The organism is Rhodanobacter sp. Soil_C_14 (assembly GCF_057657335.1).
This window is the reverse complement of record NZ_JBDGIQ010000001.1, coordinates 1,100,815-1,126,758: the sequence shown is the minus strand read 5'-3', so window position 1 is coordinate 1,126,758 and position 25,944 is coordinate 1,100,815. Positions and strand designations below refer to the sequence as shown.

At 67.6% G+C, this 25,944-nt stretch carries 30 protein-coding genes and 1 tRNA gene; 22 read left to right on the top strand and 9 right to left on the bottom strand.

Translation table 11 applies throughout. The features are described from left to right. The first annotated feature begins 15 nt into the window (after positions 1 to 15). On the top strand, positions 16 to 402 hold the full coding sequence (locus tag AC3A56_RS05175) for a hypothetical protein (RefSeq protein WP_056718123.1): 387 nt from the start codon (positions 16 to 18) through the stop codon (positions 400 to 402). A gap of 4 nt (positions 403 to 406) precedes the next feature. On the opposite strand, the gene AC3A56_RS05170 is transcribed toward AC3A56_RS05175, so the two are convergent. From AC3A56_RS05170 to AC3A56_RS05150, 5 genes are all read right to left on the bottom strand, one after another. Further along, a complete protein-coding gene (locus AC3A56_RS05170) occupies positions 407 to 1,186 on the bottom strand; it encodes a carboxylesterase family protein (RefSeq protein WP_487769559.1) in 780 nt (259 codons plus the stop codon). Between the two features lie 17 nt (positions 1,187 to 1,203). Further along, on the bottom strand, positions 1,204 to 2,598 hold the full coding sequence (gene cls / locus AC3A56_RS05165; RefSeq protein WP_487769558.1) for a cardiolipin synthase: 1,395 nt from the start codon (positions 2,596 to 2,598) through the stop codon (positions 1,204 to 1,206). Positions 2,599 to 2,617: 19 nt separating this feature from the next. Next, positions 2,618 to 3,985: an FAD/NAD(P)-binding protein gene (locus AC3A56_RS05160; RefSeq protein ID WP_487769557.1), complete on the bottom strand. Its 1,368-nt coding sequence runs from the start codon at positions 3,983 to 3,985 to the stop codon at positions 2,618 to 2,620. Between the two features lie 25 nt (positions 3,986 to 4,010). After that, a complete protein-coding gene (locus tag AC3A56_RS05155; protein ID WP_487769556.1) occupies positions 4,011 to 4,586 on the bottom strand; it encodes a cupin domain-containing protein in 576 nt (191 codons plus the stop codon). A gap of 133 nt (positions 4,587 to 4,719) precedes the next feature. Further along, positions 4,720 to 5,388, bottom strand: a complete 669-nt coding sequence (locus AC3A56_RS05150; RefSeq protein WP_487769555.1) for an energy transducer TonB — start codon at positions 5,386 to 5,388, stop codon at positions 4,720 to 4,722. 294 nt (positions 5,389 to 5,682) lie between these two features. Between AC3A56_RS05150 and AC3A56_RS05145 the strand changes: the two genes are divergently transcribed. The 3 genes from AC3A56_RS05145 to AC3A56_RS05135 all read left to right on the top strand — a co-directional run bounded on the left by AC3A56_RS05145 (position 5,683) and on the right by AC3A56_RS05135 (position 7,207). After that, positions 5,683 to 6,111 (top strand): hypothetical protein, encoded by a 429-nt coding sequence (locus tag AC3A56_RS05145; RefSeq protein ID WP_487769634.1) that lies wholly within the window; start codon positions 5,683 to 5,685, stop codon positions 6,109 to 6,111. Positions 6,112 to 6,200: 89 nt separating this feature from the next. Continuing rightward, positions 6,201 to 6,869, top strand: a complete 669-nt coding sequence (gene trhA, locus AC3A56_RS05140) for a PAQR family membrane homeostasis protein TrhA (RefSeq protein WP_487769554.1) — start codon at positions 6,201 to 6,203, stop codon at positions 6,867 to 6,869. Further along, complete coding sequence (locus AC3A56_RS05135) at positions 6,866 to 7,207, top strand: TfoX/Sxy family protein (protein WP_487769553.1); 342 nt, start codon at positions 6,866 to 6,868, stop codon at positions 7,205 to 7,207. Before trhA ends, AC3A56_RS05135 begins: the two co-directional genes overlap by 4 nt. A 4-nt stretch (positions 7,208 to 7,211) precedes the next feature. Here the strand turns inward: AC3A56_RS05135 and AC3A56_RS05130 are convergent, their stop codons facing one another. Together AC3A56_RS05130 and AC3A56_RS05125 are read right to left on the bottom strand one after the other, a co-directional pair. Further along, complete coding sequence (locus tag AC3A56_RS05130; RefSeq protein ID WP_056718115.1) at positions 7,212 to 7,697, bottom strand: DUF456 domain-containing protein; 486 nt, start codon at positions 7,695 to 7,697, stop codon at positions 7,212 to 7,214. A gap of 129 nt (positions 7,698 to 7,826) precedes the next feature. Further along, on the bottom strand, positions 7,827 to 8,603 hold the full coding sequence (locus tag AC3A56_RS05125) for a ferredoxin--NADP reductase (protein WP_056718114.1): 777 nt from the start codon (positions 8,601 to 8,603) through the stop codon (positions 7,827 to 7,829). A 238-nt stretch (positions 8,604 to 8,841) separates the two neighbouring features. Here AC3A56_RS05125 and AC3A56_RS05120 point away from each other — a divergent pair, with 238 nt between their 5' ends. The 10 genes from AC3A56_RS05120 (at position 8,842) to AC3A56_RS05075 (ending at position 20,003) form a co-directional block, all read left to right on the top strand. Further along, the gene (locus tag AC3A56_RS05120; RefSeq protein ID WP_056718113.1) at positions 8,842 to 9,474 is read left to right on the top strand and encodes a TMEM175 family protein; all 633 of its coding nucleotides are present in this window, start codon (positions 8,842 to 8,844) and stop codon (positions 9,472 to 9,474) included. Positions 9,475 to 9,745: 271 nt separating this feature from the next. Then, a complete protein-coding gene (locus tag AC3A56_RS05115; RefSeq protein ID WP_487769552.1) occupies positions 9,746 to 10,723 on the top strand; it encodes a sigma 54-interacting transcriptional regulator in 978 nt (325 codons plus the stop codon). 244 nt (positions 10,724 to 10,967) lie between these two features. Continuing rightward, a complete protein-coding gene (locus AC3A56_RS05110) occupies positions 10,968 to 12,302 on the top strand; it encodes a hypothetical protein (protein WP_204109665.1) in 1,335 nt (444 codons plus the stop codon). Between the two features lie 178 nt (positions 12,303 to 12,480). After that, entirely contained in the window at positions 12,481 to 14,673 is a 2,193-nt protein-coding gene (locus AC3A56_RS05105) for a hypothetical protein (protein ID WP_487769551.1), read from the top strand. A gap of 224 nt (positions 14,674 to 14,897) precedes the next feature. Continuing rightward, on the top strand, positions 14,898 to 16,223 hold the full coding sequence (locus AC3A56_RS05100) for a C2 family cysteine protease (RefSeq protein ID WP_487769550.1): 1,326 nt from the start codon (positions 14,898 to 14,900) through the stop codon (positions 16,221 to 16,223). A 6-nt stretch (positions 16,224 to 16,229) separates the two neighbouring features. Beyond that, positions 16,230 to 16,478 (top strand): hypothetical protein, encoded by a 249-nt coding sequence (locus AC3A56_RS05095; protein ID WP_056718108.1) that lies wholly within the window; start codon positions 16,230 to 16,232, stop codon positions 16,476 to 16,478. A 63-nt stretch (positions 16,479 to 16,541) separates the two neighbouring features. Continuing rightward, positions 16,542 to 17,522 (top strand): tRNA dihydrouridine(20/20a) synthase DusA, encoded by a 981-nt coding sequence (gene dusA / locus AC3A56_RS05090; protein WP_487769549.1) that lies wholly within the window; start codon positions 16,542 to 16,544, stop codon positions 17,520 to 17,522. Positions 17,523 to 17,604: 82 nt separating this feature from the next. Further along, positions 17,605 to 17,922 carry a PepSY domain-containing protein gene (locus AC3A56_RS05085; RefSeq protein WP_056766642.1) on the top strand — a complete coding sequence of 106 codons (318 nt, stop codon included), beginning with the start codon at positions 17,605 to 17,607 and terminating at the stop codon, positions 17,920 to 17,922. A 1-nt stretch (position 17,923) separates the two neighbouring features. Further along, positions 17,924 to 18,616, top strand: a complete 693-nt coding sequence (locus tag AC3A56_RS05080) for a response regulator transcription factor (RefSeq protein ID WP_056391729.1) — start codon at positions 17,924 to 17,926, stop codon at positions 18,614 to 18,616. Next, a complete protein-coding gene (locus AC3A56_RS05075) occupies positions 18,582 to 20,003 on the top strand; it encodes an ATP-binding protein (protein ID WP_056718105.1) in 1,422 nt (473 codons plus the stop codon). The genes AC3A56_RS05080 and AC3A56_RS05075 overlap by 35 nt, the downstream gene beginning before the upstream one ends. A gap of 10 nt (positions 20,004 to 20,013) precedes the next feature. Here the strand turns inward: AC3A56_RS05075 and AC3A56_RS05070 are convergent, their stop codons facing one another. Then, positions 20,014 to 20,772 (bottom strand): M90 family metallopeptidase, encoded by a 759-nt coding sequence (locus AC3A56_RS05070; protein ID WP_235580701.1) that lies wholly within the window; start codon positions 20,770 to 20,772, stop codon positions 20,014 to 20,016. A 27-nt stretch (positions 20,773 to 20,799) separates the two neighbouring features. After that, positions 20,800 to 21,045 (bottom strand): hypothetical protein, encoded by a 246-nt coding sequence (locus AC3A56_RS05065; protein ID WP_487769548.1) that lies wholly within the window; start codon positions 21,043 to 21,045, stop codon positions 20,800 to 20,802. Between the two features lie 287 nt (positions 21,046 to 21,332). Between AC3A56_RS05065 and AC3A56_RS05060 the strand changes: the two genes are divergently transcribed. The 8 genes from AC3A56_RS05060 (at position 21,333) to AC3A56_RS05025 (ending at position 25,781) form a co-directional block, all read left to right on the top strand. Continuing rightward, a complete protein-coding gene (locus tag AC3A56_RS05060; RefSeq protein ID WP_487769547.1) occupies positions 21,333 to 22,331 on the top strand; it encodes a biotin--[acetyl-CoA-carboxylase] ligase in 999 nt (332 codons plus the stop codon). Next, positions 22,328 to 23,071 carry a type III pantothenate kinase gene (locus AC3A56_RS05055; protein ID WP_487769546.1) on the top strand — a complete coding sequence of 248 codons (744 nt, stop codon included), beginning with the start codon at positions 22,328 to 22,330 and terminating at the stop codon, positions 23,069 to 23,071. The genes AC3A56_RS05060 and AC3A56_RS05055 overlap by 4 nt, the downstream gene beginning before the upstream one ends. Before the next feature lie 36 nt (positions 23,072 to 23,107). Then, entirely contained in the window at positions 23,108 to 23,773 is a 666-nt protein-coding gene (locus AC3A56_RS05050) for an SPOR domain-containing protein (RefSeq protein WP_487769545.1), read from the top strand. A gap of 39 nt (positions 23,774 to 23,812) precedes the next feature. Next, positions 23,813 to 23,888 (top strand) — tRNA-Thr (locus AC3A56_RS05045). A 225-nt stretch (positions 23,889 to 24,113) separates the two neighbouring features. Beyond that, positions 24,114 to 24,365: a hypothetical protein gene (locus tag AC3A56_RS05040; RefSeq protein WP_487769544.1), complete on the top strand. Its 252-nt coding sequence runs from the start codon at positions 24,114 to 24,116 to the stop codon at positions 24,363 to 24,365. A 171-nt stretch (positions 24,366 to 24,536) separates the two neighbouring features. Beyond that, positions 24,537 to 24,773: a hypothetical protein gene (locus tag AC3A56_RS05035; protein WP_487769543.1), complete on the top strand. Its 237-nt coding sequence runs from the start codon at positions 24,537 to 24,539 to the stop codon at positions 24,771 to 24,773. 176 nt (positions 24,774 to 24,949) lie between these two features. Further along, positions 24,950 to 25,150 carry a hypothetical protein gene (locus tag AC3A56_RS05030; protein ID WP_487769542.1) on the top strand — a complete coding sequence of 67 codons (201 nt, stop codon included), beginning with the start codon at positions 24,950 to 24,952 and terminating at the stop codon, positions 25,148 to 25,150. Between the two features lie 172 nt (positions 25,151 to 25,322). Beyond that, positions 25,323 to 25,781, top strand: a complete 459-nt coding sequence (locus AC3A56_RS05025; protein WP_487769541.1) for a DUF3617 domain-containing protein — start codon at positions 25,323 to 25,325, stop codon at positions 25,779 to 25,781. Positions 25,782 to 25,944 lie beyond the last annotated feature (163 nt).

Genomic DNA, 25,944 nt, shown 5'->3' with positions numbered 1-25,944 from the left:
AACCGGGGGCGCGCAGTGCAGTACGACCAGTCGTGGATGGGATACGGAATCATCGGTGGTCTGCAGGCCGGCCTGATTTCCGCCGTGGCGGGATTCGTCCTGTTCCTGTTGTTCCACTGGCTGGGTCGGCGCAATGGCTGGAGTTACGGTCCGCAGATCGGCTGGTCGTTCCTGCTGGCCAGCGCACTGACCGTCAGCGGCGACCTGTGGAACCTGTTCTATTTCAATTACGGGCGGATGCAGTCGCTGCAACTGCTCAAGGTGAAGCTGGCCGAAGTACACGATCCGGACAGCATCGGCCTGCGCACCTTGTGCGAAGTGCTCGGCGTGGCCGTGGGCATCTACCTGGCCTGGGCCCTGTGCAGCGGCGACTGGAAGCACCGCTTCGGCCGCCGCCGCTGAATCTTCAGCGCGCCGGCAATCGGTGCCCGAACAACCACGGCCACAGCCCGTCGGTGGCGTACGCGGCCTGCCATGAGCCGTGGTTGAGCGTGGCGAATTCGGTATAGCGCACGTCGGCGTGGTGCGCCTTGAGCGCGGCGGCCATCTGCCGCGATTCCCGCGGCGGCACCACATCGTCGAGTGCGCCGTGGAAGATCCATACCGGCAAGTTTCCGATGTGGGTGGCGACCCAGGCGTACGGATCGTCGATGCCGGCGGGGATGCCACGCAGGTACAGGTCGGCGTTGTCGTTCGGGTGACGGATGCCGCCGCAGATGATCGCGGCGGCGGCGAACAGGCCCGGACGATCCACCGCGATCTGCCATGAGCCGTAGCCGCCCATCGACAAGCCGGTGAGGTAGAGCCGCCGGCGATCGCCGTGCCAGGCCTTGATGCTGTCCTCCAGCGCCTGCAGCGCCATCTTCTCGACCGCGCCGGTCCAGCGGCTCCCTTGCGGCGCCTGCGGGATCACCACCACGGCGGGGAAGTCCTGGTGCTCGACGAGCCACGGCGGCAGGCCCTGGCTCAGCTGGGCGCGGTTGTCGTCGCCGCGTTCGCCACTGCCGTGCAGGAACAACACCACCGCCCAGTGCCGTTTGGCCGTCCAGCCGTCCGGAACGAAGACCTGGTAGCGATGTGTCACGCCGTCCAGCACCAGTGAGCGTTCGACCAGATGCGCCGGTTCGGCGGCGTGGCCGGCAACACATGCCGTCATCAGGCACAGCAGCAGGGCGAGCTGGCGCATGGTGCTTCTCCGTGATGTCAAAGCAGCGGATCGAACAGGCGCGCCACGTGCATGGCGACCCGGCGCAGGTACGGTGCATCGCGATACTCGTGTTCGTCGATGGCCTGGGCGCGCCTGAAGTCGTCGAGCAGCATGACCGCCACGTCCGCAGCGAAACCGTGGTCGACCACCATCGCGCCGACCTCGAAGTTCAGCCGGAACGAGCGGCTGTCCAGGTTCATGCTGCCGATCGCCGCGGCCTCGCGATCGATCAGCAGCGCCTTCTGGTGCAGGAAGCCCGGCTGGTAGCGGAACACCTTGATGCCGGCGCGCACCGCCTGGTACGCGTGCAGGGTCGAGGCCAGGAAGACGGTGTGGTGGTCCGGGCGCGACGGAATCAGGATGCGCACGTCCACGCCGCGCAGCACGGCCAGCTGCAGCGCCGCACGCACCGCGTGGTCGGGGATGAAATAGGGCGTGCTGAGCCACACGCGCTGGCGCGCCGCGTTGATCGCGGCAGTGAAGAACAGCGAACCGGTTTCCTGCGGATCGGCCGGGCCACTGGCCACGATCAGCGCGCTGGCGTGCCCGTCTCCAGTCGGCACCGGCAGCAGCGGTGGCGTGCTGCCGGTGATCCAGTGCCAGTCGTCGGCAAACAGCTGCTGCAGGTCGGCCACCACCGGTCCGCGCAGTTCCAGCATGGTGTCACGCCACGGCGCCAGCGGCGGCTTCAGGCCAAGGTATTCGTCACCCACGTTGAGTCCGCCGACGTAGCCGCGCGCGCCATCGACCACCACGATCTTGCGATGGTTGCGGAAGTTGAGCTGCAGCCGGTTGCGCCAGCGATGCGTGGCGAAGCGGTGGATCTGCACTCCACCGGCACGCAGGGTCTCGACGTAGCTGCGTGGCAGCGCATGGCTGCCGATGCCGTCGAACAGCACGCAGACGCGCACCCCGGCGGCGGCTTGCTGCAGCAGGACCTGCTGCAGGCGCCGACCCAGCGCATCGTCATGGATGATGAAGAACTGCAGCAGCAGGCAGTGCCGTGCCTCGGCCATCGCCGCCAGCATGGTGTCGAAGGCGGCGTCGCCATCGATCAGCAGGCGCAGCCGGTTGCCGCTGCGGAATGGCCGGCCCTGCAAGGCGCTGATCGCGGCGTAGCTAAGGCAGGCCGGATCGGTGGCCGGTTCGTCGTCCGCCCCGGTCGTTGCCGGATGTTCCCTTGGCGCCTGATGACCCACGCGGTAACCGAGGAAGCGGCTGGAGCCGAGATAGAGATAAGGCAGCAGGGTGACGTAGGGCAGCAACAACAGGCCGAACGCCCAGCCGATCGCGCCTTGCGGGGTGCGCGTGTGCATCACCGCATGCATCGCGGCGAGCAGGCCCAGCGCGTGCAGCAGGAGGATGCAGAAAGTGAGCGCGCCGGCCGTCATCAGGGGCGCGGCGCGTGGCTCAGCCGTCCAGCAACTGGTCGGCGAGGTGGCGTGCCTGCTGGCGGATTTCCGGCATCGCGGTGGACTCCCACAGGGTGCCGCGCAACAGGCTGCCGATGGCGAACAGGTGGGGCCAATGCCGGTCTCCGTGCTGCAGGCGGCCGTTGCGGTCGGCGATCACGCCCAGGCCCAGCGGATCGGCCTCGATGTGTGCGTTGGTGAGCAGCTGGCTGATCAGTCGATGGTCGCTGCGACGCAGGTCCGTGTCCAGCCCGACCGTCTGGATCACCAGGTCGGCATCCAGCACCTCGACGACGCCGGCGTGGGCCATGGTCAGTCGCAGCGAGGCGCCATCGACCTCCACCGCGTGCAGCCGCCCGCATCGGCGCTGCAGCCGGCCGCTGCGCTCCAGGGCATCAACTGCGTCGTGGACTGCCGGCGCCATGCGATGACGCGCGCGCTCCCACGCCCAGCGCGCGTGTCGCATGAAACGCGAACGCTGCTCCAGCGGAAGTTCGGCCCACAGGCCGGACAGGTGCGGGCGCAGGCTGTCCACCACGGCCCGCCATTCGATGCCGGGCTGGCCGATGGCTTCGCGCAGCAGGCGTGTCCACTGGCGGATTTCGGGTGCATCGTGCATCGCCTCGACCAGCCCGGCGCCATCGTCGACGGGCAATGCCGCGTTGTGCAGGTGCACTTCGGGAAAGCGGCCGTGACGGGACAGGCCGACGAACCCGGCCTGCGGCCAGCGCGCGGACAGTTCCAGCACGACATCGACGGCGGTCAGCCCCAGTCCCACCAGCACCACCTTGCGCGGCGGTGGCTGCGTCTGATCGGCGCCGGCCAGCAGGCGCCACGGATCGACGATGTAGCGGCCGCTGGCCAGCGCCGCTGCGCCCACCACGCCCAGCGGCTGTGGCGGCAGCGCACCGAGCGCCAGCACGGCCGCGTCGACGCGATGGCTTTCCTCGCCATGGATCACGGTGACGCCGTCGGTTTCAGGCACCAGCGCGTCCACCGCGAAGGGAATCAGGTTGACGTGGTGGCCGCGCGCCTGGCCCTGCTTCAGCGCCCGCACCACCTCGGCCTCGAGGTAGTCGCCGTAAAGCCGGCGCGGCAGGAAGTCGGTGCCGTTGACGACCGGATCGCTGCGCTGCACGAAGTCGAGGAAGCCGCGCGGCTTGCCGGCGAACATGCTCATCGATGCCGCCCGCACGTTCAGCAGGTGGTGCTCGGAGGTGGTGGCATAGGCCACGCCGCGCGCGGGGCGGCCACCACCGGTGAACCAGTCCAGTTGCAGTGGTGGCGTGGTGTCGCGTTCCAGCAGTTCGCTGAGCAAACTGGCGGCCGCGGCACCACCGCCGATGATGGCAAGGCGTCGAAACATGGTGCTTCTTTCGTCGGGTTCCAGATCAGCCGTGCAGGCGGCTGGCGGTGATGTGGCGTGGGGCGACCTTCAGTTGCGCAGCGGCAGGCCCGGTCCGCCCGGGCGTGGCGTAGTCGGCCATTTCATCGCCGTAGACGTGCAGCGACAGGGCCGTCTCGTAGCGCGACAGGTTGCGGCAGCGGCGCAGCTGGTGGGCCTCGCCGTCGAACCAGGCGCCGTCACCCGGGCCAAGCCATTGGCGATCCAGCACCGTCAGTTCGTTCGATGCGGCGTCGCGCTGGCAGGACTGCACTTCCAGCGCGCCGACCAGGGCCATCTCCAGGCCCCAAGCGCCATGCTCGCGCAGCGGGGAAACGTGGTTCGCCGGCCAGGCGACGATCCACAGGCTCAGTGGCGGCTTGTTGCGCCGGGTCAGCAGGATCTGCTCGAAGCCGCGCTGCCGCTGGCGCAGCGAGGCCAGTCGGGTGGCCATGGACGAGGCGTCCTGGTGCACCACGCGGCCCAGTTCGCGGGCCATCGAGGCAAGGTCGGGGTGGGCGGAGCCGGCGTGTTCGAGCGCGATGCTGCGCAGGGTTTTCAGGATGTGTCGATGCGTGCCCATGCGTGGAACCTGGCAGGGTGAATGGCCGCAAGTGGATCATGCGCATCGTTAACAGGTTGTTGAACGGGACAGCCACGACAACGGCGCCCGGCGTGCCGCCGGAACGGCCCGGGCGCCGTGTCGTGGCGACCCCTCATTCGCGCAGATTGAACGTCACCGGCACCCGCGCCAGTGCGCGCACCGCCCGCCCGTCGACCATGGCGGGCTGGAAGCGCCAGCCGTCCAGCACCTGCTGGATGGCGCTGCGATCCAGCAGCAGGTAACCGCTGCCACGCTCCACCGTCACCTGGACGGGCTTGCCGGTTTCATCCACCAGCACGCGCAACAGCACGGTGCCGTGCATGCGTTGCTGCAGCGCGCGGGTGGGGAAGTGCAGCGGAGCCGAACGATAGGCCAGGCTGGCTTCGACCGGTGCGGCGTCCACCGCGGGTCCGGTGGTCGTGCCCGCCGGCAGCAGGGTGGGCGTGGTGACCGGCGCCACCGGCACGTTGCCGTCGGCGACGGGTGTCGCCACCGGCGGGCTGATCGGCGTCTGGTGGTGGACCACCGGTGGCGCCACGGGTGGATGCGGCAGCGGCAGCACCTCGACCGGTGGTGGCGGTATCACCGGCTCCGGTGGCGGGATGAAGCTGATCGTGGGTATCGGGTTGAGCCGCTGGATCGCGTGGAAGAACGCCGGGCCCGAAGGCCTCGTCGCGATCATGATCACCGCCAGGTTGAGTGCGATGGCGGCGCTGATGGCCGCGATGCGCGCGGGGTCGGGATGGGTACGGTGAGCAACAGCCAGGCTTGCGGGAGACATGGTCAACCTCCTGACATCGGTGGGGATGTTGCGGCGTCACGCTGCGTGAGCAGGGGGATCGTGCTGCCGCGACCCGAGCCTATGCCCCCAAACCGCACTTGCGCAACAGGACGTCTGGATGGCCAAATGCGGGTTTGTCGGGTGCGGTCGTCCGCCGGGGATTTTTTCTGCGGTGCGCACCCGGCCATCAGTCCCCGTTGCCGTGCAGGCACGGGTGCTCGCGAAGCGCGCAGCTGTCCTGCAACAATCAGGCAACGGCAACCGGCCGGCAGGCGACGAGGCAACAGGATGAACCTGATCAAATGGGCGGGCGTGGTCGCGCTGGCGTGCGGCGGACTGATGCTGGGTACGCCGGCGCGGGCGGGCGATGTCTCCTGCAAGATGACCTTCCAGCTGTCCGGCTGGTCGGTGTTCTACAAGACCGCCAAGGGCACCGGCACGGTCCGCTGCAGCAACGGCCAGAGCCTCAACGTGAAGCTGCGGGCCAAGGGCGGTGGCCTGACGTTCGGCAAGACGAAGATCAGCAACGGCATCGGCAAGTTCAGCGGCGTGACCGGCGTGCGCGACGTGCTGGGCAGCTATGCCGATGCCGAGGCGCATGCGGGCGCGTCGAAATCCGCCGCCGCGCAGGTGCTGACCAAGGGCAGCGTCTCGCTGGCGCTCAGCGGCAAGGGTGAAGGCTGGAACCTGGGCGTGGCCTTCGGTGCCTTCATCATCGAATAGTGTGACGGCGCGACCATGCGCCACGGTATGCACGAGCCGGGCGCGCGGGTAAGGTAGAGCCGCGCGCCCCGCGTCCCCGGAGAAACCCCATGACCGCCTTGTCCGGCACCGCCATGCCGAGTTACAGCTTCGGCGACGAACTTGCCAGCAGCATCATCCACGGCCTGGGCATCGTGCTGAGCATCGCCGGGCTGGCGACCCTGGTGGCCTTCGCGGCGCTGCATGGCAATGCGCTGACGGTGGTGGCCTGCGCCGTGTTCGGCACCTCGCTGGTGCTGCTCTACACCGCCTCCACGCTGTATCACTCGATCCCGTCGATCGCCGCCAAACCGACCCTTCGTGCGCTCGATCACATCGCGATCTATGTGCTGATCGCCGGCACCTACACTCCGTTCACCCTGATCGCGCTGCCCGGGGTGTGGGGCTGGAGCCTGTTTGCCGCGGTGTGGACGCTGGCGCTGGCGGGCAGCGCGCTCGAGCTCGGCTTGCTCAAGCGCTACCACAAGCTGGCCGTGCTGCTTTACGTGGGCATGGGCTGGATCGGCATGGTCGCGTTCGAGCCGCTCAGCAGGCACCTGCAGGGCGGCGGCACCGCGCTGCTGCTGGCCGGCGGCCTGGCCTATACGCTGGGGGTGCCGTTCTACCTGTGGCGACGACTGCCGTATCACCACGCGCTGTGGCATGTGTTCGTGCTGGCCGGCAGCGTGCTGCACTTCCTCGCCGTGTTGCTGTACGTGATTCCCGACGCGCCGGGGTGAGCGTGCCGACTGCGTTCGAAGCCCTGCGCCGCGAACTCGAAGACGCGGCAGCCCATCTGGGCAGACCGCACGACCTGCGCTTCAAGCCGATGTTCGGCGGGCTGATGGCCTGGCTCGATGAAAAGCCCTGTGCCTGGCTGAGCGTGGACGGCATGGCCCTGAAACTGGCGCCTGCCGATCAGCCGGCGCTGCTGCGACTGGCCGGCGCTTCGCGACTGGTGGCCAGGCCTGGAGCGCCGCCCAGTCGCCACTACATCGTGCTGCCCGCTGCGCTCAGCCGCGACACGGTGCAGCTTTCCGGCTGGCTGCAGAAAACCGCCGCCGCGAAACATCGCTGACGCTTCAGCCGAACAGCATCGCCAGGCCGAACAGGCCCACCATCAGGAATGACAGCACCAGCTTGAACAAGGTGCCCAGCAACAATCCGAGCCACGTCGCCGCGCCCACGTGCGCCGAACGCAGCACGCTGGTGCCGGAGGCGAGCTCGCCGACCAGCGCGCCAGCGAACGGCCCGAGCAGCAGGCCCGGGATGCCGAAGAACATGCCGACAAAGGTGCCGATGGTGGCGCCCCACAACGCGCGGTGGCTGGCGCCAACCCGCTTGGCACCCAGCGTGCCGGCAACGAAGTCGACGATGATGCCGATCGTGCCCAGCGCCCCGATGATCAGCAGCCACCACAGGCCCAGGTGCCGGTAATCGTCCACGGCGGCGACCAGCCAGATCCCGCCGAAAACCATCGGGATGCCCGGCAGCGCCGGCAGCACCGATCCGGCGAGGCCGCCGACGATCAGCAGGGCGGCGAGGATGTAGAGGGCGATGTCGAGCATGGGTGGCCTTCCGCGGGCGCAGACCGCATTGGAGCAGAAGTGAGTGGAGAGGAGTGAGAAGTGAGAGAGAGCGGGTGCGCGGATGCTCTTCTCTAACTCCTCACTCCTATCCACTCCCTCCTCGCTCGGCTACTTCTCCACGAAGGCCCGCTCGATCACGTAGTCGCCCGGTGCGCGGGTGCGTGGCGAGGCCTGGAAGCCGCGGCCGTCGAGCAGGGCGCACAGGTCGTCCAGCATCGCCGGACTGCCGCACAGCATCACGCGGTCGGTGGCCGGGTTCAGCGGCGGCAGACCGACCGCCGCGCTCATCACGCCGTCGACGATCGCGTCGGTGATGCGGCCGCGGTGACGGAACGGCTCGCGGGTCACGGTGGGGTAGTAGATCAGCTTCTCGCGCACCAGCTCGCCCAGGTATTCGTGCTGCGGCAGCTCGTGTTCGAGATAGTGCGCGTAGGCGAGGTCCTCGATCCGGCGCACGCCGTGGGCCAGCACGATCCGGTCGAAGCGCTCGTAGGTATCCGGGTCGCGGATGATGCTCATGAACGGGGCCAGCCCGGTGCCGGTGCCGAGCAGGTACAGGTTCCGCCCGGGCTTGAGGTCGGTCAGCACCAGGGTGCCGGTGGGCTTGCGCGTGACGATCAGCGGATCGCCGGGCTTCAGATGCTGCAGGCGCGAGGTGAGCGGGCCGTCGGCGACCTTGATCGAGAAGAACTCCAGGTGTTCCTCCCAGCTGGCGCTGGCGATCGAGTACGCGCGCATCAGCGGACGGCCGTCCGTTTCCAGGCCGATCATCACGAACTGGCCGCTGTCGAAGCGGAAGCCGGGATCGCGCGTGGTGCGGAACGAGAACAGGCTGTCGTTCCAGTGCTGCACGTCGATCACGTGCTCGGTTGCCATTGCCACCATGTCGGTTGTCTCGCGTTGTCGCTGGTTCGGGGAGCCGCGCGCCGGGTCCTCCGGCGGGACGGAGTGGGGACTCGCGGGGAGGGCGGCAGTGTGGCCACGGTGCCTTGCGAGCGCCGGAATGAGCGCGGCGACGTAGCTGCCAAGGATACGCGATCCGCCGCCCGCCTGTCGCAGACCCGCGCCGCGATCTGCGGCATCATGCGGCATTCGGCCACAGGCGAACGAAGGGAGGGAGAAGATGGATCATCGCGTCACGCAGGCGGTTTCGGATCATCACGTCGGCCAGCGTCACCTGGATCGGCTGGTCATGCTTTCCGATGGCGTATTCGCCATCGCCATCACGCTGTCGGCGATCGAGATCAAGCCGGAGGCGGTGCCGGGGAAAACGCTGTGGGAGGTCTGGGCGACGCCCCTGCTGATCTATTTCCTGAGCTTCTTCCTGATCGGCACGGTGTGGGCCTTCCACCGGCGCATCGTGGCGCATCTGCGCGACATCGACCCGGTGGGCACGGCGATCAACCTGCTGCTGCTCAGCCTGGTGGCCCTGATGCCGGTGGTGATCCGCTTCGTGTTCGAGGGCTTTCAGCAGGGCCAGGGCCTGCTGGTTTACGGGGTAGCGCTGGGCGCTACCTACGCCTGCATGGCGGTGCTGTGGCTGCATGTCGCATTCTTCGCCCGGCTGGCGCCCGATCTGCCCCGGCAAAAGGCACGCCAGTGGCTGCTTGAACTGTTCGCGGGGGCGCTGATTTTCGGTGCGCTTGCCCTGCACGAGGCACATCTGCGCTGGGCGTCGGTGGTGGTGACCCTGCTGGCGCTGGCGCTGCTGTCGGCCAAGCGGCTGCGGGTCCTGCGTGGGCGCGATCGGAGCTGACGCCCGCCGCGCTGAACACCGGACGCGGCAAGGACAGCGGCGGTTTGCCGGCGGCCAGGCCGGAACAAGGCGATGTACTACAGCGTCCAGGGCGCAGGTACTACAGACAACGGCCTCCCGGGACGGCAGCGGCGACGGCCCGCTTGTCGCATCGTCGCCGCTGGTCGTGGGCCAGGGCCGGACCATGATGGATACCAGGGGGACTTCGCGGCATGCCGGGATGGCGTGCCAGGGTTCTCTTTGGTGAATGCGGGGGCGGGTGATGCCGGTGATGCTCGGCCAATCCAGGGCTATCCAGGCCGTGCGGGCGCAACTGCAGCGCTACGCCGGCTGCGACGTGCAGGTGTTGATCGAGGGCGAGACCGGCACCGGCAAGGAGCTGGCGGCCCGCGAAATCCACTATGCCAGCGCCCGCCGCGACCATCCCTTCGTGCCGGTCAACTGCGGCGCAATCCCCGACAGCCTGATCGAGAACGAACTGTTCGGACATGGTCGCGGCGCTTTCACCGACGCCAAGCAGGCCCAGCCCGGGCTGGTCGATCACGCGCGTGGCGGCACCCTGTTCCTGGACGAGGTCGACGCGCTGTCGGACAAGGGCCAGGTGACCCTGCTGCGCTTCCTGCAGGACAACGAATACCGGCCGGTCGGCGGTGGCGCGGCGCGCGTCTCCGATGCCCGCATCATCGCCGCCACCAACGCCAGCCTGGAACGGCAGGTGGCAGCCGGACGCTTCCGCCGCGACCTGCATTACCGGCTGAATGCGCTGTACCTGCGGCTGCCTCCCCTGCGCGAGCGCGGCGACGATGTGGCCATGCTGGCCCGGCATTTCCTGGACGACGTGGCGCGGCGGCTGCAGGGCCCGGCCAAGTGCTGGGGCGACGACGCCATCGAGGCGATGACGGCGCACGCGTGGCCGGGCAATGTGCGCGAACTGGACCACATGGCGCTGCGCGCCTACATGGGCAGCGAAGAGGCGGTCATCGGGCTGGCCCAGTTGCGCGCGGTCGAACCGGCATTCGCGGGTATCGCAGCGGCCCCGCGCCGGCGTGCGCATGAACCGGACCTGGCATTCGCCACGGCCAAGCTGCATGCCATCCGCCAGTTCGAACTGGACTACCTCACCCGGCTGATGCAGCAGGCCTGCGGCAACATCAGTGCCGCCGCCCGCCTGTCCGGCACCGAGCGTCGCCAGCTCGGCAAGCTGCTGCTGAAGAACGGCATCGAGACCAGGCAATTTCGCCCCGACTGAGCGGCGCATGTCGCGCTCCGCCGCGTTCCTGCCCGGGTCAAGTTTTCCCCGGGTGCGTTGTCGAAACGGGTTTGTCCTGACCCGGTCGTCCCGGCGCGACGGTTCCGATCCGTTGCGGCAGCCCGTTTGGCGACCTCCTGCCATTGGCATGTTCGTTGCGTAGGTTCCCCTCGAGCACGGAACCGGCGGCGAAACAGCCTGCGTTCCGACGCGAACCTGCCATCCGGAACGAAAGGAGATCGTCATGGCCACCCCCGCCACCCCGTTGACCAAGTACAAGGACATTCCCTGCTGCCCGAACCTCGACACCCAGCCGGTGTGCGACGTGATGGACATGCGTCGTCGCCTGCTGTTTCCCACCACGATACGCACGCGCAGCGGCCAGCAGGTCAATGTCGAAGTCATCCTGCATACGCGCTTCAAGCGCTGTTCCGGGCCCATGGCCCTGGGCGATGTCGTCTACACCACCACCTTGCTCCCGGGCGAGAAGGTAAGGCTGGCCACCACCGACCGGCGCAGTCGCTTCAGCTTCGACAGCGAGTCGAATCTCAGCTACCGCAGCGAGCAGATGTCGGAGGAGCAATACCGCATGTCTTCGCTGCGCTCGTTCATGTCGGACCAGAACAGCCAGGACAATGGCTCGACGCGCAACACCGACCAGGGCTCGTGGGATTTCCACGGCGACGCCAGCGGCTCGATCGGCTTCATGTCCGCCAGCGCCGATGCCAACGCCCACGGCAGCCACAACGCCGAATCGACCTTCGAATATCTCCAGCAGCATTCGGCGCAGGCCCGCATGGCCGACAACCTGTCGGTGGAATCCACGCGCAAGGCGCACTCGATGTCCGTGGGCGAGGTGTCCACGCGCGCCCATCAGCAGGGCGAGACGGAAGACCAGTACGAGGCCTCGTCGCGCGAGTTCGCCAATCCCAATGCCTGCCACGCGCTGACCTTCCTGTTCTACCGCATCAACAAGATCGAGACGCTGTCGTTCGAGCTGGTGGCGATCGAACGCCGGGTGCTTGATCCGGTGGCGCCGGCGCCGTTGCTGGCCAACCCCATCCGCGCCAAGGGTGCGGTGGCGGTGATGCCGCAGGAAGTGCCGGCGATGAATGCCAAGCGACTCGATATCGAGAGCCGCGGGCTGCAAAGCGAGGCGTTGCACGCGCAGGCCGGCGCTGCCCCGGCGACGCTGCAGTCGCGCTTCAACCTGGCGGCACTTTCGGTGCCGGTGAATGTGCAGACCCCCTTGCCGGACGACGTGCGCAAGGCCGCGCTAGCCGAGGTGGACAAGCAACTGGTCGAACGCAAGCTGCTCGATCCCAAGACCGGCGGGTTTGCCGCCGATGCGCGCACGCAGTTCGAGTACACGCGTGACACCTCGTTGCCGACCGCCGGCGTCATCGTCAAGGGCTGTTTCGACGACTGCAACATCTGCGAGCCCGAACTGCAGAAGAAGACCCAGCTCGAAATCGTCCGGCTCGACCTGCAGAACCAGTTGCTCAAGCGGCAGATCGAGTTGCTGGACAAGGCGCAGGAATACCGCTGCTGTCCGGTTGCCGAAAGCGGCACCACGTAATCACGAACGGTTCTTCGGGCCAGCTTCGAACGCCCTCTGTCGCAACGGACAACCACCCCAGTCGCAACAGGCACCCCGCCGGCATCCGCTTGCATGGCAGCCGGGCGTGCGTGCCGGAGCGGTGGTTCGTCGCGGATATCGACCATCAAGCCGCACCCCTCAATTCAGGAGTCTTGCCATGAAATCCGAAAAGTCCGCCCGCCTGCAGATCAAGGTCGAATTCAGCGACCAGGGCGAAGTGCCGGCACTGCAGGCCTATGCCTTCAATCGCCAGGGAGCCGCGCTGGGCCAGGCGCCGTTGAAGGACGGCGCTGCCGTGATCGAGGTGCCCGCCGAAATGGACGGCCAGATGGTCGAACTGATCCTCGGTCCACCCACGGAGAAAGGCCAGCCGGTGCCGACCGCGGCGGCCTTGAAGCGGATGGGCGGTTACGCCAGAGCCACCCGCCTGCTGCTGGACAAGCCGGTGCTGCAGCTGAAGCTGCCGACCTACATCTTTCCGCACTGGTGCCTGTGCTACGTGCGGGGCCGGCTGGTCAAGCGCTTCAACCTCCCCGATGGCAGCGCCAGGGAATTGCCGGTCTGTCATGCCCGCGTACATGTCTGCGAGGTCGATCGCATCCGGCTGGTGATCGAGAAACTGCCCGACCCGGAGATCCTGCGCCTGCGCGACGACCTGCTGCACAAGCTGCAGTTGCGGCCGCTGCCGTTTCCGCCGATCCCCGATCCCGGCCCGCTGGCCGGGCCGATCATGACGCGCAGTGCCGCACGGCCCGCCGCCGCGGAATCGCCGCTGCCGCAGGCGCCGGCTTCGACCGGCGCGGAGACCCTGGCCCTGCATGCGGCGGCACTGACCGCAGCACAGTCGGCCGGACAGGCCCGCCGTCAGCTGCTCGGGCTGGCCAGCATCATCGCCATCCACCTGTGCGATCTCACCTATCTGTGGGGCTACTTCCGGGTCGATGCGCTGACCACGATCGATGCCGACAGCGACGGGCGCTTTGCGGCGCTGATTTTCCACGACTGTGCCGACCAGCCGGACCTGTACTTCTGGGTCGAGCAGTTCCAGGGCGGTGTCTGGACCACGGTGTACCGCCCCTCGATCGGTTGCGGCACGCACTGGAATTATCCCTGCGGCTCGGAAGTCGTGATCAACCTGCCGGGCGCCGTGGCCTGCGAGGAACCGCCGTATGACGTTCCGCCCGGGGTCACCCTGTTCATGCTGCCGTACGCGATCGCCAACGCGCCGATCTGGGGCATTCCGCCCGGCGCGCCGCCGGCGCCGGCCGGATGGGTGCGGCCCGACGGCATGCTCGACTACCAGACCGGGACCTCGCTGGGCTGGCTCTACAACGCTCCGTTCGGCGGCACGCTGAACTTCATCCACGACGACTCGTACTTCATTCCGTCCAGCGGGATCAGGTACTACCGCTATTCGTGGCGTCGCGTAAGCGGCACACCGAACACCGGTGCCGCTGATCCGAGCTGGACGCCTATCAGCACGCCGTTGACGCGCGGCTACCGGATGGAATATTCGGACCGCCCGTTCACCTACGAAAGCTACCCCGTCGGCCCGGTCACGGTGGGTCCTCACAGCGGCCTGTTCGAGTTCAAACCGCAAACCCCGCCGGTACGTCCCACCGATCCGCCTACCGCCGTCGTCCCGCGTGAATGGACCAGCGGCAATCTGAGTGAAGTGGGGGCGAGCTGGGATACCATGCTTACCGCACCTCCGCTGTCGGCCGACAACGCCGCCGACGATGCCGGTGTCTTCGAAGTGAAGATCGAGGTGTTCGATCCCGCCGGCCATCAGGTGATGCCGGGCGCGGGCAGCTTCCGCTTCCTGGCGCGCAATGCCGACGGCACCACGACCCGCCTGTCCACGGCCGCCGAGGAAGCCGGCGGCGCCTATGTCATGCGCGTGCATGTGGACAACAACCGGGTGCGGGCGGATCTGCCGCAGCCGAGTATCGGCGGCGTGTCGGCCAGCGACGACTGCGGCTTCCTGCGCTATCACCCCGGTGACCTGGTGCGCCTGCGCTATCTCGCGGCGCATCCCAACCAGCATGCGGTGTTCGACTTCGACGTCACGCGTGGATCGCACGTGCTGCCGGAGGGCTCCACGCTGGCGCCATACGTCGAGGTGGCGGCATCCAGCGCGGCAACGGTCTCCGCGCCCTACGTGAAGGTGGCCGGCTACTACCAGCGGGACTTCACGCCCGCGAGTCTGGTCGGCAGTTGCGTCAATGCGGCCTTTGCCGGATCCCTGCGGGTCTATGGCAAGGCCACCGACGGCTACCAGCGCCTGGGTATCGACGACAGCCGACTGATCGCCTTTGCGCTCGCCGAGCGTGGCGTCGTGCACCCGTAATCCGCCGCATCCCGGTGAGCCGGTCGGCCACCGGGATGCGGCAAGCGAATGAATCGCGACGCGGATGCGTCGACAACCACTGAAAGGAGAGGGACATGGCCACGTCAAGAACTTCCACAGCGAAAACATCGAGCCCGAAATCGTCGGCGCCGAAACCGTCGGCCGCGAAGGACGTCGCATCACGGGCAACCGCGTCGACGGGAGCGCAGGGCCAGAACTGCGCGGTGATCAATCCGTATGCGCTGGCCGACCTGGTTTCCGGCCAGCCGATTCCATGGAATGCCATACCCGACCCCGCCAGCGTGCTGGAGCAGGTGCTGGCCACGCCATACGAGGAGCTGTTCGATCCCAAGTACGGCGGTCCGCTCTACGTGGGCCTGGCCCTGGACAAGCAGCTCAACCTGGTGCGCGAGCGCTCGCCGCTGCTGGATGTGCAGCTGCCCCGGGACGGCAACGACGCCGAGGCGGGCGGGCTGGCCAGCCTCGACCAGTACACGACGCTGGCCGAGATGGCGCGGGTGCCCGAGCTGAAATCCATCCTCGACTGGCCGATCCTGTGCGGCGACCTGTCACGCTATTCGCGCCTGCGCGTTTCGCTGAGCCTGCCACCAGCCCTGCGCGCGCTGGTGTTGGGTCGCTCCCTGTCGGCGGACATCGTCCGTTCGATCACCTTCGATCCGAAGATCGTGCTTAACGCGATCCAGGGCTGGACGCCACCGGGTGCACACTGGGCCACCTCGGGCGAGTTCTTCCACGAGACCGCCGAGTTCTTCGACCCGGTCCAGGGCGCCGTGGCCAACTGCTATTACATCGCGGCGCTCTCGGCGATCGCCTGGGCAACGCCGTTCCGGATTGCGCACCTGACCCGGGCAACCGGAACCAGCCAGACCCAGTTCAATGACCAGATCAACTTCTGCAAGCCCGACTCGGGCGGTGCGCTGGACAAGTCGATCGAGGTCACCGAGGCGGTGCCGCTGACCGCGTCCGGCTACCCGATCTACTGCCGCTCCAGGGAAGCGGGCGAGTCATGGCCGGCCGTCTACGAGAAGGCCTACGCCAAGCTGAAGACGGGGACTTCCAGCGACATGCCCGACATCACGCAGACCGCCTGGGGCGACTGCGTGTGGGCCACGGCCCAGCTCAATGGCGGCGCGCGCCACTACTACGACACGGCCAGCCGCAGCGCCGACGACCTGTGGCACCTGCTGCGCTCCAACTGCCTGTCGTACCGCACCTTCAATCCGATGACGGCATGGACCTACTCGACCGGCGATGCCGCGCCCGACCACGTGGATTATTCCAGCGCGCACATCGTCGGCTCGCACTGCTACACGGTGCTGGGCTGGGCCTATCGCGACTGCCGGCGCTGGATCGTGCTGCGCAATCCCTGGGGCAGCACCGAGGCGACCAGCAGCGTGCTGGACGCCACGATTTCCATGTACGACGTGAGCTGGTGGCGACCGATCACGCTGAAGGACAACGACGGCGTGTTCGCGATGGAGATCGGGGCGTTCAAGAAATACTTCGCCGGTTTTGGCACGGCACATTGAGCGGCCATGCAGGACGATGCCGAGGTGAGGCGCGAGGTACTCGCCTACCTGCGTTCACACCCGCAGGCGGCGGATACCTTGTGCGGCATCGTCAGCTGGTGGCTGCCGCGGCAACGGCTGGAGACCGGCCGCCGGCGCATCGAGCAGGTGCTCGATGAGCTGGTGAGCGCGGGACTGCTGCGCCGCGATCCGTTGCCTGACGGCGAGGCGCTGTACGGCCTGGAACGACGGGCCGGCACTTCGCCCCTGCGCTGACGTCAGGCCGGCGACGTACCGCGGCGCGCCGGGCTGGCCGTCGCCAGCACGTACACTAGGCGCATGAATGATCCTGCTTTTGCCCTGCCATGGCGCCTCAGCGTGGCGCCGATGATGGACTGGACCGATCGGCACTGCCGCTATTTCCACCGGCTGCTGTCGCCGCGTTCGCGGCTGTATACCGAAATGGTGACCAGCGCGGCGCTGGTCCGTGGCCGCCAGTTGCGCCTGCTGGAGCACAGCCAGCAGGAGCACCCGGTGGCCCTGCAGCTGGGTGGCAGCGATCCGCGAGAGCTGGCGCAGGCCGCCCGCTTCGGCGCCGAGGCGGGTTATGACGAGATCAACCTCAACGTCGGCTGCCCCTCGGACCGGGTGCAGTCCGGCCGCTTCGGCGCCTGCCTGATGTACGAGCCGGCGCTGGTCGCCGATTGCGTCAGGGCGATGCGCGATGCGGTCGGCATTCCGGTCACGGTGAAGTGCCGCATCGGGGTGGACGACCAGGACGATTACGCCGGCCTGCAGCACTTTACCGAACAGATGCTGGGCGCCGGTGTCGAGGTGCTGGTGGTGCATGCGCGCAAGGCCTGGCTGAAAGGCCTGTCGCCGAAGGAAAACCGCGAGGTACCGCCGCTGGACTACGAGCGGGTGTACCGGCTCAAGCGCGAGTTCCCCCAGCTGGCGGTGGTGATCAACGGCGGCATCACCAGCGTGGCGCAGGTGCGCGGGCACCTGGCGCAGCTGGACGGGGTGATGCTGGGTCGGGCCGCCTACCACGATCCCTACCTGCTGGCGCAGATCGAGCACGAGCTGCATGGCGAACCGCTGCCCAGCCGCGAGGGCGTGCTGGAGCACCTGCGTCCCTACGTCGAGGCCGAGCTGGCCCGGGGTACCGCGTTGAAGCACATCAGCCGGCACCTGCTCGGCCTGTACCAGGGCGAACCGGGCGCGCGCGCGTTCCGCCGCACGATCAGCGAAGGCGCCCACCTGCCCGGCGCGGGCTGGGAACTGCTGGAGCGGGCTGCGCTGCCGTGTGCGGCGGCGTGACAGGCGTCGTCCATCCGGTCAGTATTCAGCCCTGATTGCCTAGTCTGGGCGTCCAGGCAGTAGCCAGACGGGAACTTCGCGCATGACGGGGCACAAAAACTTCATCACCGCTCTGCTGATATCGCTGTGCGTGGGTGCGGCCGGTGTGGCCGCGGCCCAGTCGGCGGCGGTGACGCTGGATCAGGCGGTGGTCAAGGTGCAACAGGATACGGGTGGCAAGATCCTGTCGGCCGAGCAGCGCGGGGTCGGGCGTCGGCAGGAGTACCGGATCAAGGTGCTTACGCCGCAGGGACACGTCAAGGTGGTGGTGGTCTCGTCCGAATCGGGCAAGAATCCCCCATCGGCCCAGTCAATCAAGAATCCGCCCGCCAAGAACGCGGGTCGCAAGGAGAAACGCTGATATGCGCATCCTGTTGGTAGAGGACGAGGCGCCGTTGCGCGAGACGCTGGCGGCACGCCTGAAACGGGACGGATTCGCCGTCGATGCGGCGCAGGATGGCGAAGAGGGCATCTACCTCGGCCGCGAGGTGCCGTTCGATCTGGCGATCATCGACCTGGGCCTGCCCAAGATGTCCGGCATGGAACTGGTCAAGGCGTTGCGCGAACACGGCCAGCGTTATCCGATCCTGATCCTGACCGCGCGCGGCAGCTGGCAGGACAAGGTCGAGGGGCTCAAGTACGGCGCCGACGATTACCTGGTCAAGCCGTTCCACGTCGAGGAGCTGCTGGCGCGCATCAATGCGCTGGTGCGCCGTGCCAGCGGCTGGTCCAAGCCGATCCTGGCCTGCGGCATGATCAAGCTGGACACCACCGCGCAGACGGTGACGGTGGAAGGCAAGCTGGTCGACCTCACCAGCTACGAATACAAGGTGCTGGAATACCTGATGCTGCATGCGGGCGAGCTGGTCTCCAAGGCCGACCTCACCGAGCACATCTACCAGCAGGACTTCGACCGCGATTCCAACGTGCTCGAAGTGTTCATCGGCCGGCTGCGGCGCAAGCTCGACCCGGAAGGCACCCTCAAACCCATCGAGACGGTACGTGGACGCGGATACCGCTTTGCCATCCCGCGCACCGACGGCGACGACGAATGAGCGTGGGTCGTCGCACGGTCCGCTGTCCCTGGCAGCGCGTGCGGCGATCGCCACCAGTTTCGTGCTGGCCGGCTTCCTCGGCCTGGTCGGGCTGACCCTGACCCAGACCACCAAGGCGCGCGCGCTGCGCGGGCTGCAGGATCGGCTCGAGAATTTCGCGATTGCCTACATCACCAGTACCGACGTCAACCGGTACGGCAAGCTGCTGGAGCCGGAAACCGCGCCCAACCCGAATTTCTCGCGTCCGGGCTCGGGCCTGTATGCGGTGGCCCTGGGCGACAACGGCTACCACTGGGAGTCCTCCTCGGCGATCGGCCGTGACTTCACCTTCCTGAAGCCGCTTGAGCCGGGCCAGAGCGTGTTCGTCGGTCCGATCGACACGCGCATGGGGCGGTTGTACTACTACAGCTACGGCGTGGCGTTCGACACGCTGGACAAGAAATCCGTGCGGCTCACCGTGATGGTGGCGCAGACCGAAGACCAGCTGGAGGGCGAGAACGCGGTGTTCCGCCACACCCTGGTGATCTGGCTGTCGATCCTGGGCGTGATGCTGATCGTGCTGCAGCTGTTGCTGCTGCGCTGGAGCCTCACCCCGTTGCGCAAGGTGGCCAGCGACATGAGCCGGGTCGAGCGCGGCGACAGCGAGCAGCTGGACAGCCAGTACCCGCTGGAGCTGACCGGCCTGACCGAGCGCATCAATGCGTTCATCACCAACGAGCGCGAGCAGCGTACGCGTTACCGGCACACCCTGGCCGACTTGGCGCACAGCCTGAAGACGCCGCTGGCGGTGATCCGCTCGCAACTGGAATCGGCCAACGGCGAGGACGACGCGGCACGGCGCAACAGCGTGCTCGACCAGGTGCGACGGATGAACGAGCTGGTCGCCTACCAGCTGTCGCGCGCGGCCACCTCCGGCCGGCAGACCTTCGCCAGCGCGGTGCCGATCGCCGGCCACGCCGAGGATCTGGTGCAGGGCCTGGAGAAGGTCTACGCGGCCAAGAATGTCCTGTGCGAATTCGATATCGAGGACGGTGCGGTGTTCTACGGCGAGCAGGGTGACCTGCTGGAGCTGATGGGCAACCTGCTCGAGAACGCGTTCAAGTGGGCCGGCCATCGCGTGTTGCTGGTGGTCAGGATGCGCCACGAGGCGGGACGGCAGCGCTCGGGCCTGCTGCTCAGCGTGGAAGACGACGGCCCCGGCATCGCCGCGGACAACATCGAGAAAGTGCTGCAGCGTGGCGTGCGTGGCGACGAACGGGTGCAGGGCCACGGCATCGGCCTGTCGATCGTGCAGGACATCATCCATGCCTATCAGGGCGAGCTGGTGGTCGATCGTTCGCCGGAGTTCGGCGGTGCCCGTTTCAGCGTGAGCCTGGCCGCGACCTGAGCGGCCCGGCTCAGCGTTCGCTGCCTTCGGCGGGCGAGCGGCCGTAGTAGGCCTGCAGCAGTTCGGCGATCGCGGGTTCGGCTTCGCGCAGCAGGGCCGGACGCGAGTAGTGCATCTCGCTGACCACGGCGAAATATTCGGCGACGCTTTCGGTGGCGTAGTGATCGATCGGGCTTTCGCAACTGTCCGGCGGCATGGCGACCAGGCGGTCGTAGGCCAGTTGGAATTGCTGGATCCAGCGTCGCCGGGGAATGTCCACCAGCGGAGGCACGCCGTCGGGCGGGCCGTCGAGCATGTCCAGCTTGTGCGCCATTTCATGCACGACGACGTTGTAGCCGTCCCAGGGTTGTTCCAGGTCCAGTTGCACATCGGCCAGCGACAGTACCAGCGGGCCACGTTCCCACGCGTCGCCGGCATGGGCCTCCCCGCCATCGCCGGCGATCCCGCTGCGATCGTCGTGGTGATTCCGGCGCACCTTGAACTCGCCCGGATAGATCAGCACTTCGCGCCAGCCACGCAGGCTGCCCGTGCCCTGCTGCAGGGCCGGCAGGCAGGCCTGCATGGCAATCAGCAGGCGCCAATAGTCGTCCAGCACCGCGCCCGCCAGCGCGTGGAATTGCTTGCGTGCCAGGAACAGGGTGGACAGCTGGCGCAGCCTTTGCTGCCGTTCCGGATCAAGTCCGCGGGCCAGCGGGCAGGCACTCAATCCGCGTCGCCACAGCGGATCTGCGATCGGAGCGGGCTCGAAACGCGCCCACAGTGTCTGCAACCAATGTCCCGGCATGACGCCGAGCGCTTACTGGATCGACCCAGGCAGCAGCGATTGCCAGCCCAGATGCGGCCGGCGGGAGGGTGTCGGTGCGGACGATGAGCCGCCGGAACGACCATTGCCGGACGCCGGTTCGGCGTTGTCGCTGCTGCTTGCCGGGGGGCAGTCGTGGTTCAGGCCCGCGGCATCGCCGCCACTGGCGGCATTACCGTCGTGCGCGGAGGCGCTGTCGACCAGGGTGCGCGAGGAACTGTCCAGGTCCTGGGAATCCATACTCGCCGCACTGGCACCGCCGATCCCGGCAATGCACAAGGCGCAACCAACCAACCAGTGAACGGCACGCATGGCGATCAAACTCCCTGACTCGCAGCGAAGACCCCGGATCGTCTCAGAAACGCTGCGGCCATGCCAGTGCTGTGGACCGCCCGACGGCGGCCGGCCCGCCGGTGGGCCCGTACGGCGGCCCGCCCGGGCTAGAATCCGCCGATGCCAAACCTGTTCCGCCTCCTGCCCCGCGATACCCGTCACTGTCGCATCGCCCTCTTTGCGGGGCTGCGCTGATGCAGCCTGCGCAACTGCTGGCCCTGCTTGCCGCCGGGGAGCCACTGTCCGGCGAAGCGCTGGCCGTGGCGGCCGGCGTCACCCGTGCGGCGATCTGGAAGCAGGTGGAGGCCTTGCGCCGCCGCGGCGTTCCGGTCGAGGCGCGTGGTGCCGCGGGGTATTGCCTGCCCTGGCCGTTGCAGATGCTGGATGCGGCGCGCATCCGGGCCCTGCTGCCCGCGAGCGCCGCGTCGGCGCTGACTGCGCTGGACGTGCACTGGGAACTCGACTCCACCTCCAGCGAACTGCAACGTCGCCTTGCGACGGCAGGGGATTTCAGCGTGGTGCTGGCCGAAACCCAGCACGCCGGTCGCGGCCGGCGTGGCCGCGAATGGCTCTCCCCGCCGGGGATGAACATCTACCTGTCCTGCCTCAAGCGTTTCGACGCGGGTTTTGCCGCGCTCACCGGGTTGTCGCTGGCCGTCGGCGTGATCGCCCTGCGCGCGCTGGAAAAACTCGGCATCGGCGGTGCCGGCCTGAAATGGCCCAACGACCTGCTGGTGGCTCCCGGCAAGCGCAACGATGGGCCCGGCGGCAAGCTGGGCGGCATCCTGATCGAGCTCAGCGGCGAATACCAGGGCCCTTGCGCGGCGATCATCGGGATCGGCCTCAACCTGCGCCTGACCCCGGCCCTGCGCGAGCAGGCCGGCCAGCCAGTGGCCGATCTGGCCGGGCTTGGCGGCGGCATGCCGCCGGATCGCAACCTGCTGGTGGCGACCCTGATCACGGCCCTGGTCGAGGGTTTGCGGGAATTCGAGCGCGACGGTTTCGCCGCGTTCGGGACGGACTATGCGCGATACGACCTGTTGCGCGACCAGCCGCTGCAACTCAGTGGCGCGCTGGAGGCTTTCCATGGCGTCGGTGCGGGCGTGGACGCCCGCGGCGCGCTGCAGGTTCGCCTCGACGACGGCAGCATCAGGCGGGTCGACAGCGCCGATGTCACGGTGCGTCGCGCATGAGGCTGCTGCTGGACCTGGGCAATACGCGGCTGAAATGGGCGTGGCAGGCTCCGTCAGGGGAATGGCTGGCGGAGGGGGCCGTGGACTGGCGCGTGGATGTCGCCGCCACCCTGGCGACGGCGTGGGCGCCGCTGCCCGCGCCGAGCCAGGTGGTCGGCGCCTCGGTGGTCGACGCTTCCCGTGAGGAACAGGTGGCCGCGGTGGTCCGGCGGCTGTCCGGACTTTCCGTGAACTGGATGCGCACGCCGGCGCAGGCCTGCGGCGTGCGCAACGCATACGCCGAACCGCAACGCCTGGGCGTGGACCGCTTCCTGGTGATGGTGGCGGCGCGAGCGGCAGGTCACGGGCCGCATGTGCTGGCCAGCGTCGGTACCGCGCTGACGCTGGATGCGCTCGATGCCGAGGGGCGACATCTGGGCGGCCTGATCGCGCCCGGCCCGCAATTGATGCAGCAATCGCTGTTCGAGGCCACCGCACGGATCAGGCCGGAGCACCCTGGTGCCATCGTCGAGCTGGCCGACAATACCGCTGACGCGGTCGCCTCCGGTTGCTGGCAGGCTGCCGCTGCGCTGGTGGAACGGTTTGCTTCGCGCGCGGCAGCGCGGCTTGGTACCGTACCCGAACTTGTCCTGGGCGGCGGGGACGCACCGATCCTGCTGCCGCTGCTGTCGCTGCCCGCCCGGCTCACCCAGGATGGCGTGCTGCGCGGCCTGGCGGTCTGGGCTGTGGCGCAACAATGAACCGGGCCGTGTCGGGTTGCCGGTGATGGAGGCTGGATGTTCCTGCGATTGCTGTTCGTACTGCTGACCGCACTCAATATCGCGGTGGGCGCCTGGCTGCTGCTGGGCCAGCCCTATGCCCGGGGCGGCTTGCCGACCGAGCCGGGCGTGACCGAGTTGCGTCTGTTGTCGGAAATGCCCGCCACCACACCGGTGGTGGCCCCGGCGGCCACGGTGTCTGGCGGCGTGACCAGCCCCCGCAATCTCAGCTACAGCTGCGTGGCGCTGGGCCCGTTCGCGACCCCCCAGGATCTGCGCAATGCGCGCCAGGCGCTGGCCAGCCAGGCGACGCGCATGCGTTCGCGCCAGGAGCAGGCCACCCAGACCAGTGGCTGGTGGGTCTACCTGCCGGCGGCCGGCAGCCGCGCCCAGGCGTTGGCGGTGGCACGACAGCTGTCCGCCCGCAACATCAATGACTACTTCGTGGTCAGCTCCGGCGACCAGCCCAATACCATCTCGCTGGGCCTGTTCAAGGACCCGGCGAATGCCCGCAAGCGTCGCGATGAAGTCACCGCGGCGGGCTTCTCGCCACGCATGACCGAGCGCAGTGAAAGCGTGCCGGAATACTGGCTGGACCTGGTCGTCGCCGATGGTGGCAGCTTCGACTGGCGCAGCCGGGTCTCCGCCAGCGGGATCGCCTCGCACAGCACCGGTTGTTTCTGAACGCGCCATGCGGCGCAGCCTGCTAGAATCCTGCGCTTCGCCGGCATAGCTCAGTTGGTAGAGCAACTGATTTGTAATCAGTAGGTCGCGGGTTCGACTCCTGCTGCCGGCACCAGCACATGCGGACAACAGGGGCGTTCCTTCGGGGTGCCCCTGTTGTTTGTGGGCCTTGCGAAGCCCGGGCCAATCGAGCGTGCGGCAGTTCGCAACCCGCCGCCGCTCCGCCCACCGCATAGCCGGCGGCCTGCCGAATCTTCCACATCGGCTTTACGCGATCATCGCGATTCCTCCACCTGACCTTCTCCACGCTACAGGCTTGAGGAGCATGCGAGGACAGCACATGGGAATGCTTTATGTGGTGCAGGGCTATCACGACGCCAGTGGCGAGATGGTGGCAGACAAGCCGATTCTCCACGGACTGCAGCAACTGGCGCTTAGCCGTGGCGAGCAACTGGCCTGCGAATGTGAAGGCGTCCTCGTCTATGCGCAGAGCGCCGACGTCGATCGGGGCGAGTACTCCGAGCCGGTGATCCTTGCCAGTTACGGCCGCGTTCCCGTTGCGGAAGGGGAAGGGCTGCGTGCGACCGGGTGACATGGCGATCGGCGCTGTTCCGGCGCGCCGGTGGCGCACACCACCCGTAGGCCGGCGCCGACATCTTCCCCTCGGCAGCTTGCCCACACTGGTCGCCTGCCGGAAGCACATCACCACTGTCACGGGGGAGACAGTGACTGTGCCGAGCCGGCCTGGCGGGAGGGTGAGGCGATGCGGACTGTGTTGACGATCAGGGAGGCCAGTCATGGCCTGTGGCGTATCTGCAGCGGCGAGGCAGTGCTCTACGACAGGTTGCGTCTGGCGCACGCGATTCGGCTGGCGCGGGGTCTGGCCAGAGAGAAGCACGCGAACTCCGGGCAGGCGGTAAGCGTGGAAATGGCCTGCTCCGAATTCACCATCTCGCTGGTCCATTACGCGCGCCCGAATGCATTGCAGCAGGCGGCCTGATCGACAAGGCGGTCGCGGCGAATCCGACGGACGCGGCAAGTGCCTGGCGTCATGGTTTCAGGCACGTTTCGTGCCAATTTACGGATAGAAATCAGCGTTCGTTCGAATGTGCACGCAGCGTGAAATCTTGCTAGGATCTGGCCTGAGGCTGCACAGGGGCAGTCCAGGACAATCAAATGCAAACGCTGATCGTACATTCCGCCTTCTGGCGTGGAGTGTCGCTGTTTGCAGGGATGCTGATGGGGAAAGTCTTGCACGACTCCCGCCACCGGGTTCTGGTGGCGCGTGAGGGTGCGGATCTGGTGAGCTGGTGCTCGTCTGCGCGGTCACGTCGCGAAGATGAACTGGCACGCAGCCGCCAAGCCGAGGCAGGCTGATCCGGCATTCGTTTCCGGTCTGACTGGATTCGAAGGGCGGTAACGGGTTGTTCGCCGTGAGCGGTGCGGAGCCGGCTTTGCGCTGGCCGACGCGCCGGGCGCCATGCGAATACAGACACGGCAGCATCCGTTTGTCGTGCTGCGTCTCCTCAACCATTGCCGGGGAATTCCGATGTCGGCTTTTCCGATGCTGCGGTTCGCTGCCCTTTGCGTATTCTGCGTGATTGCCCCGACCACGGCCGCCCAGTCCGACTCCGGCAACATGATGAAGATGAGCATCACCATGAAGATGCAGATGGCCGACCTGGGCGACATGCCGGCCCGCACGGTCAACCAGAATGTATGCACGTCGAAGGATCACGACATGCGCTCGATGCTCCAGCAGCAGAAGGACTGCGTAGTTAGCAACTACCATCAGCAGGGCAACGTGATCAGCTATCACGTGGTCTGCGGCGGCAATCCGCCACGGATGACCGGTGACGCGCAGTTCGAGTTGCTGCCCGGTGGCGACATCAGGGGCAGCATGCACGCCGACAGCAACATGAACGGTCAAGCCATGGTCATGGACATGACCTATGCCGGTCAGCGCACCGGCAGTTGCGATTACACCGCGAGCCGGCAGAAGCACTGAGCCAGGTTTCCTGCGCGGCACGACCGGGTGGTCGCGCCATCAGCACGGTTGCGGCCTGCTGCCGTCATGGTCTGTGCGTATTCCCAGGCCACCTTCGCGGCCCGGGCTGCGGCGTCAATCCAGCCATTCCGGTAGACTTCGCCGGATAGGTGGAGTCTTTTCG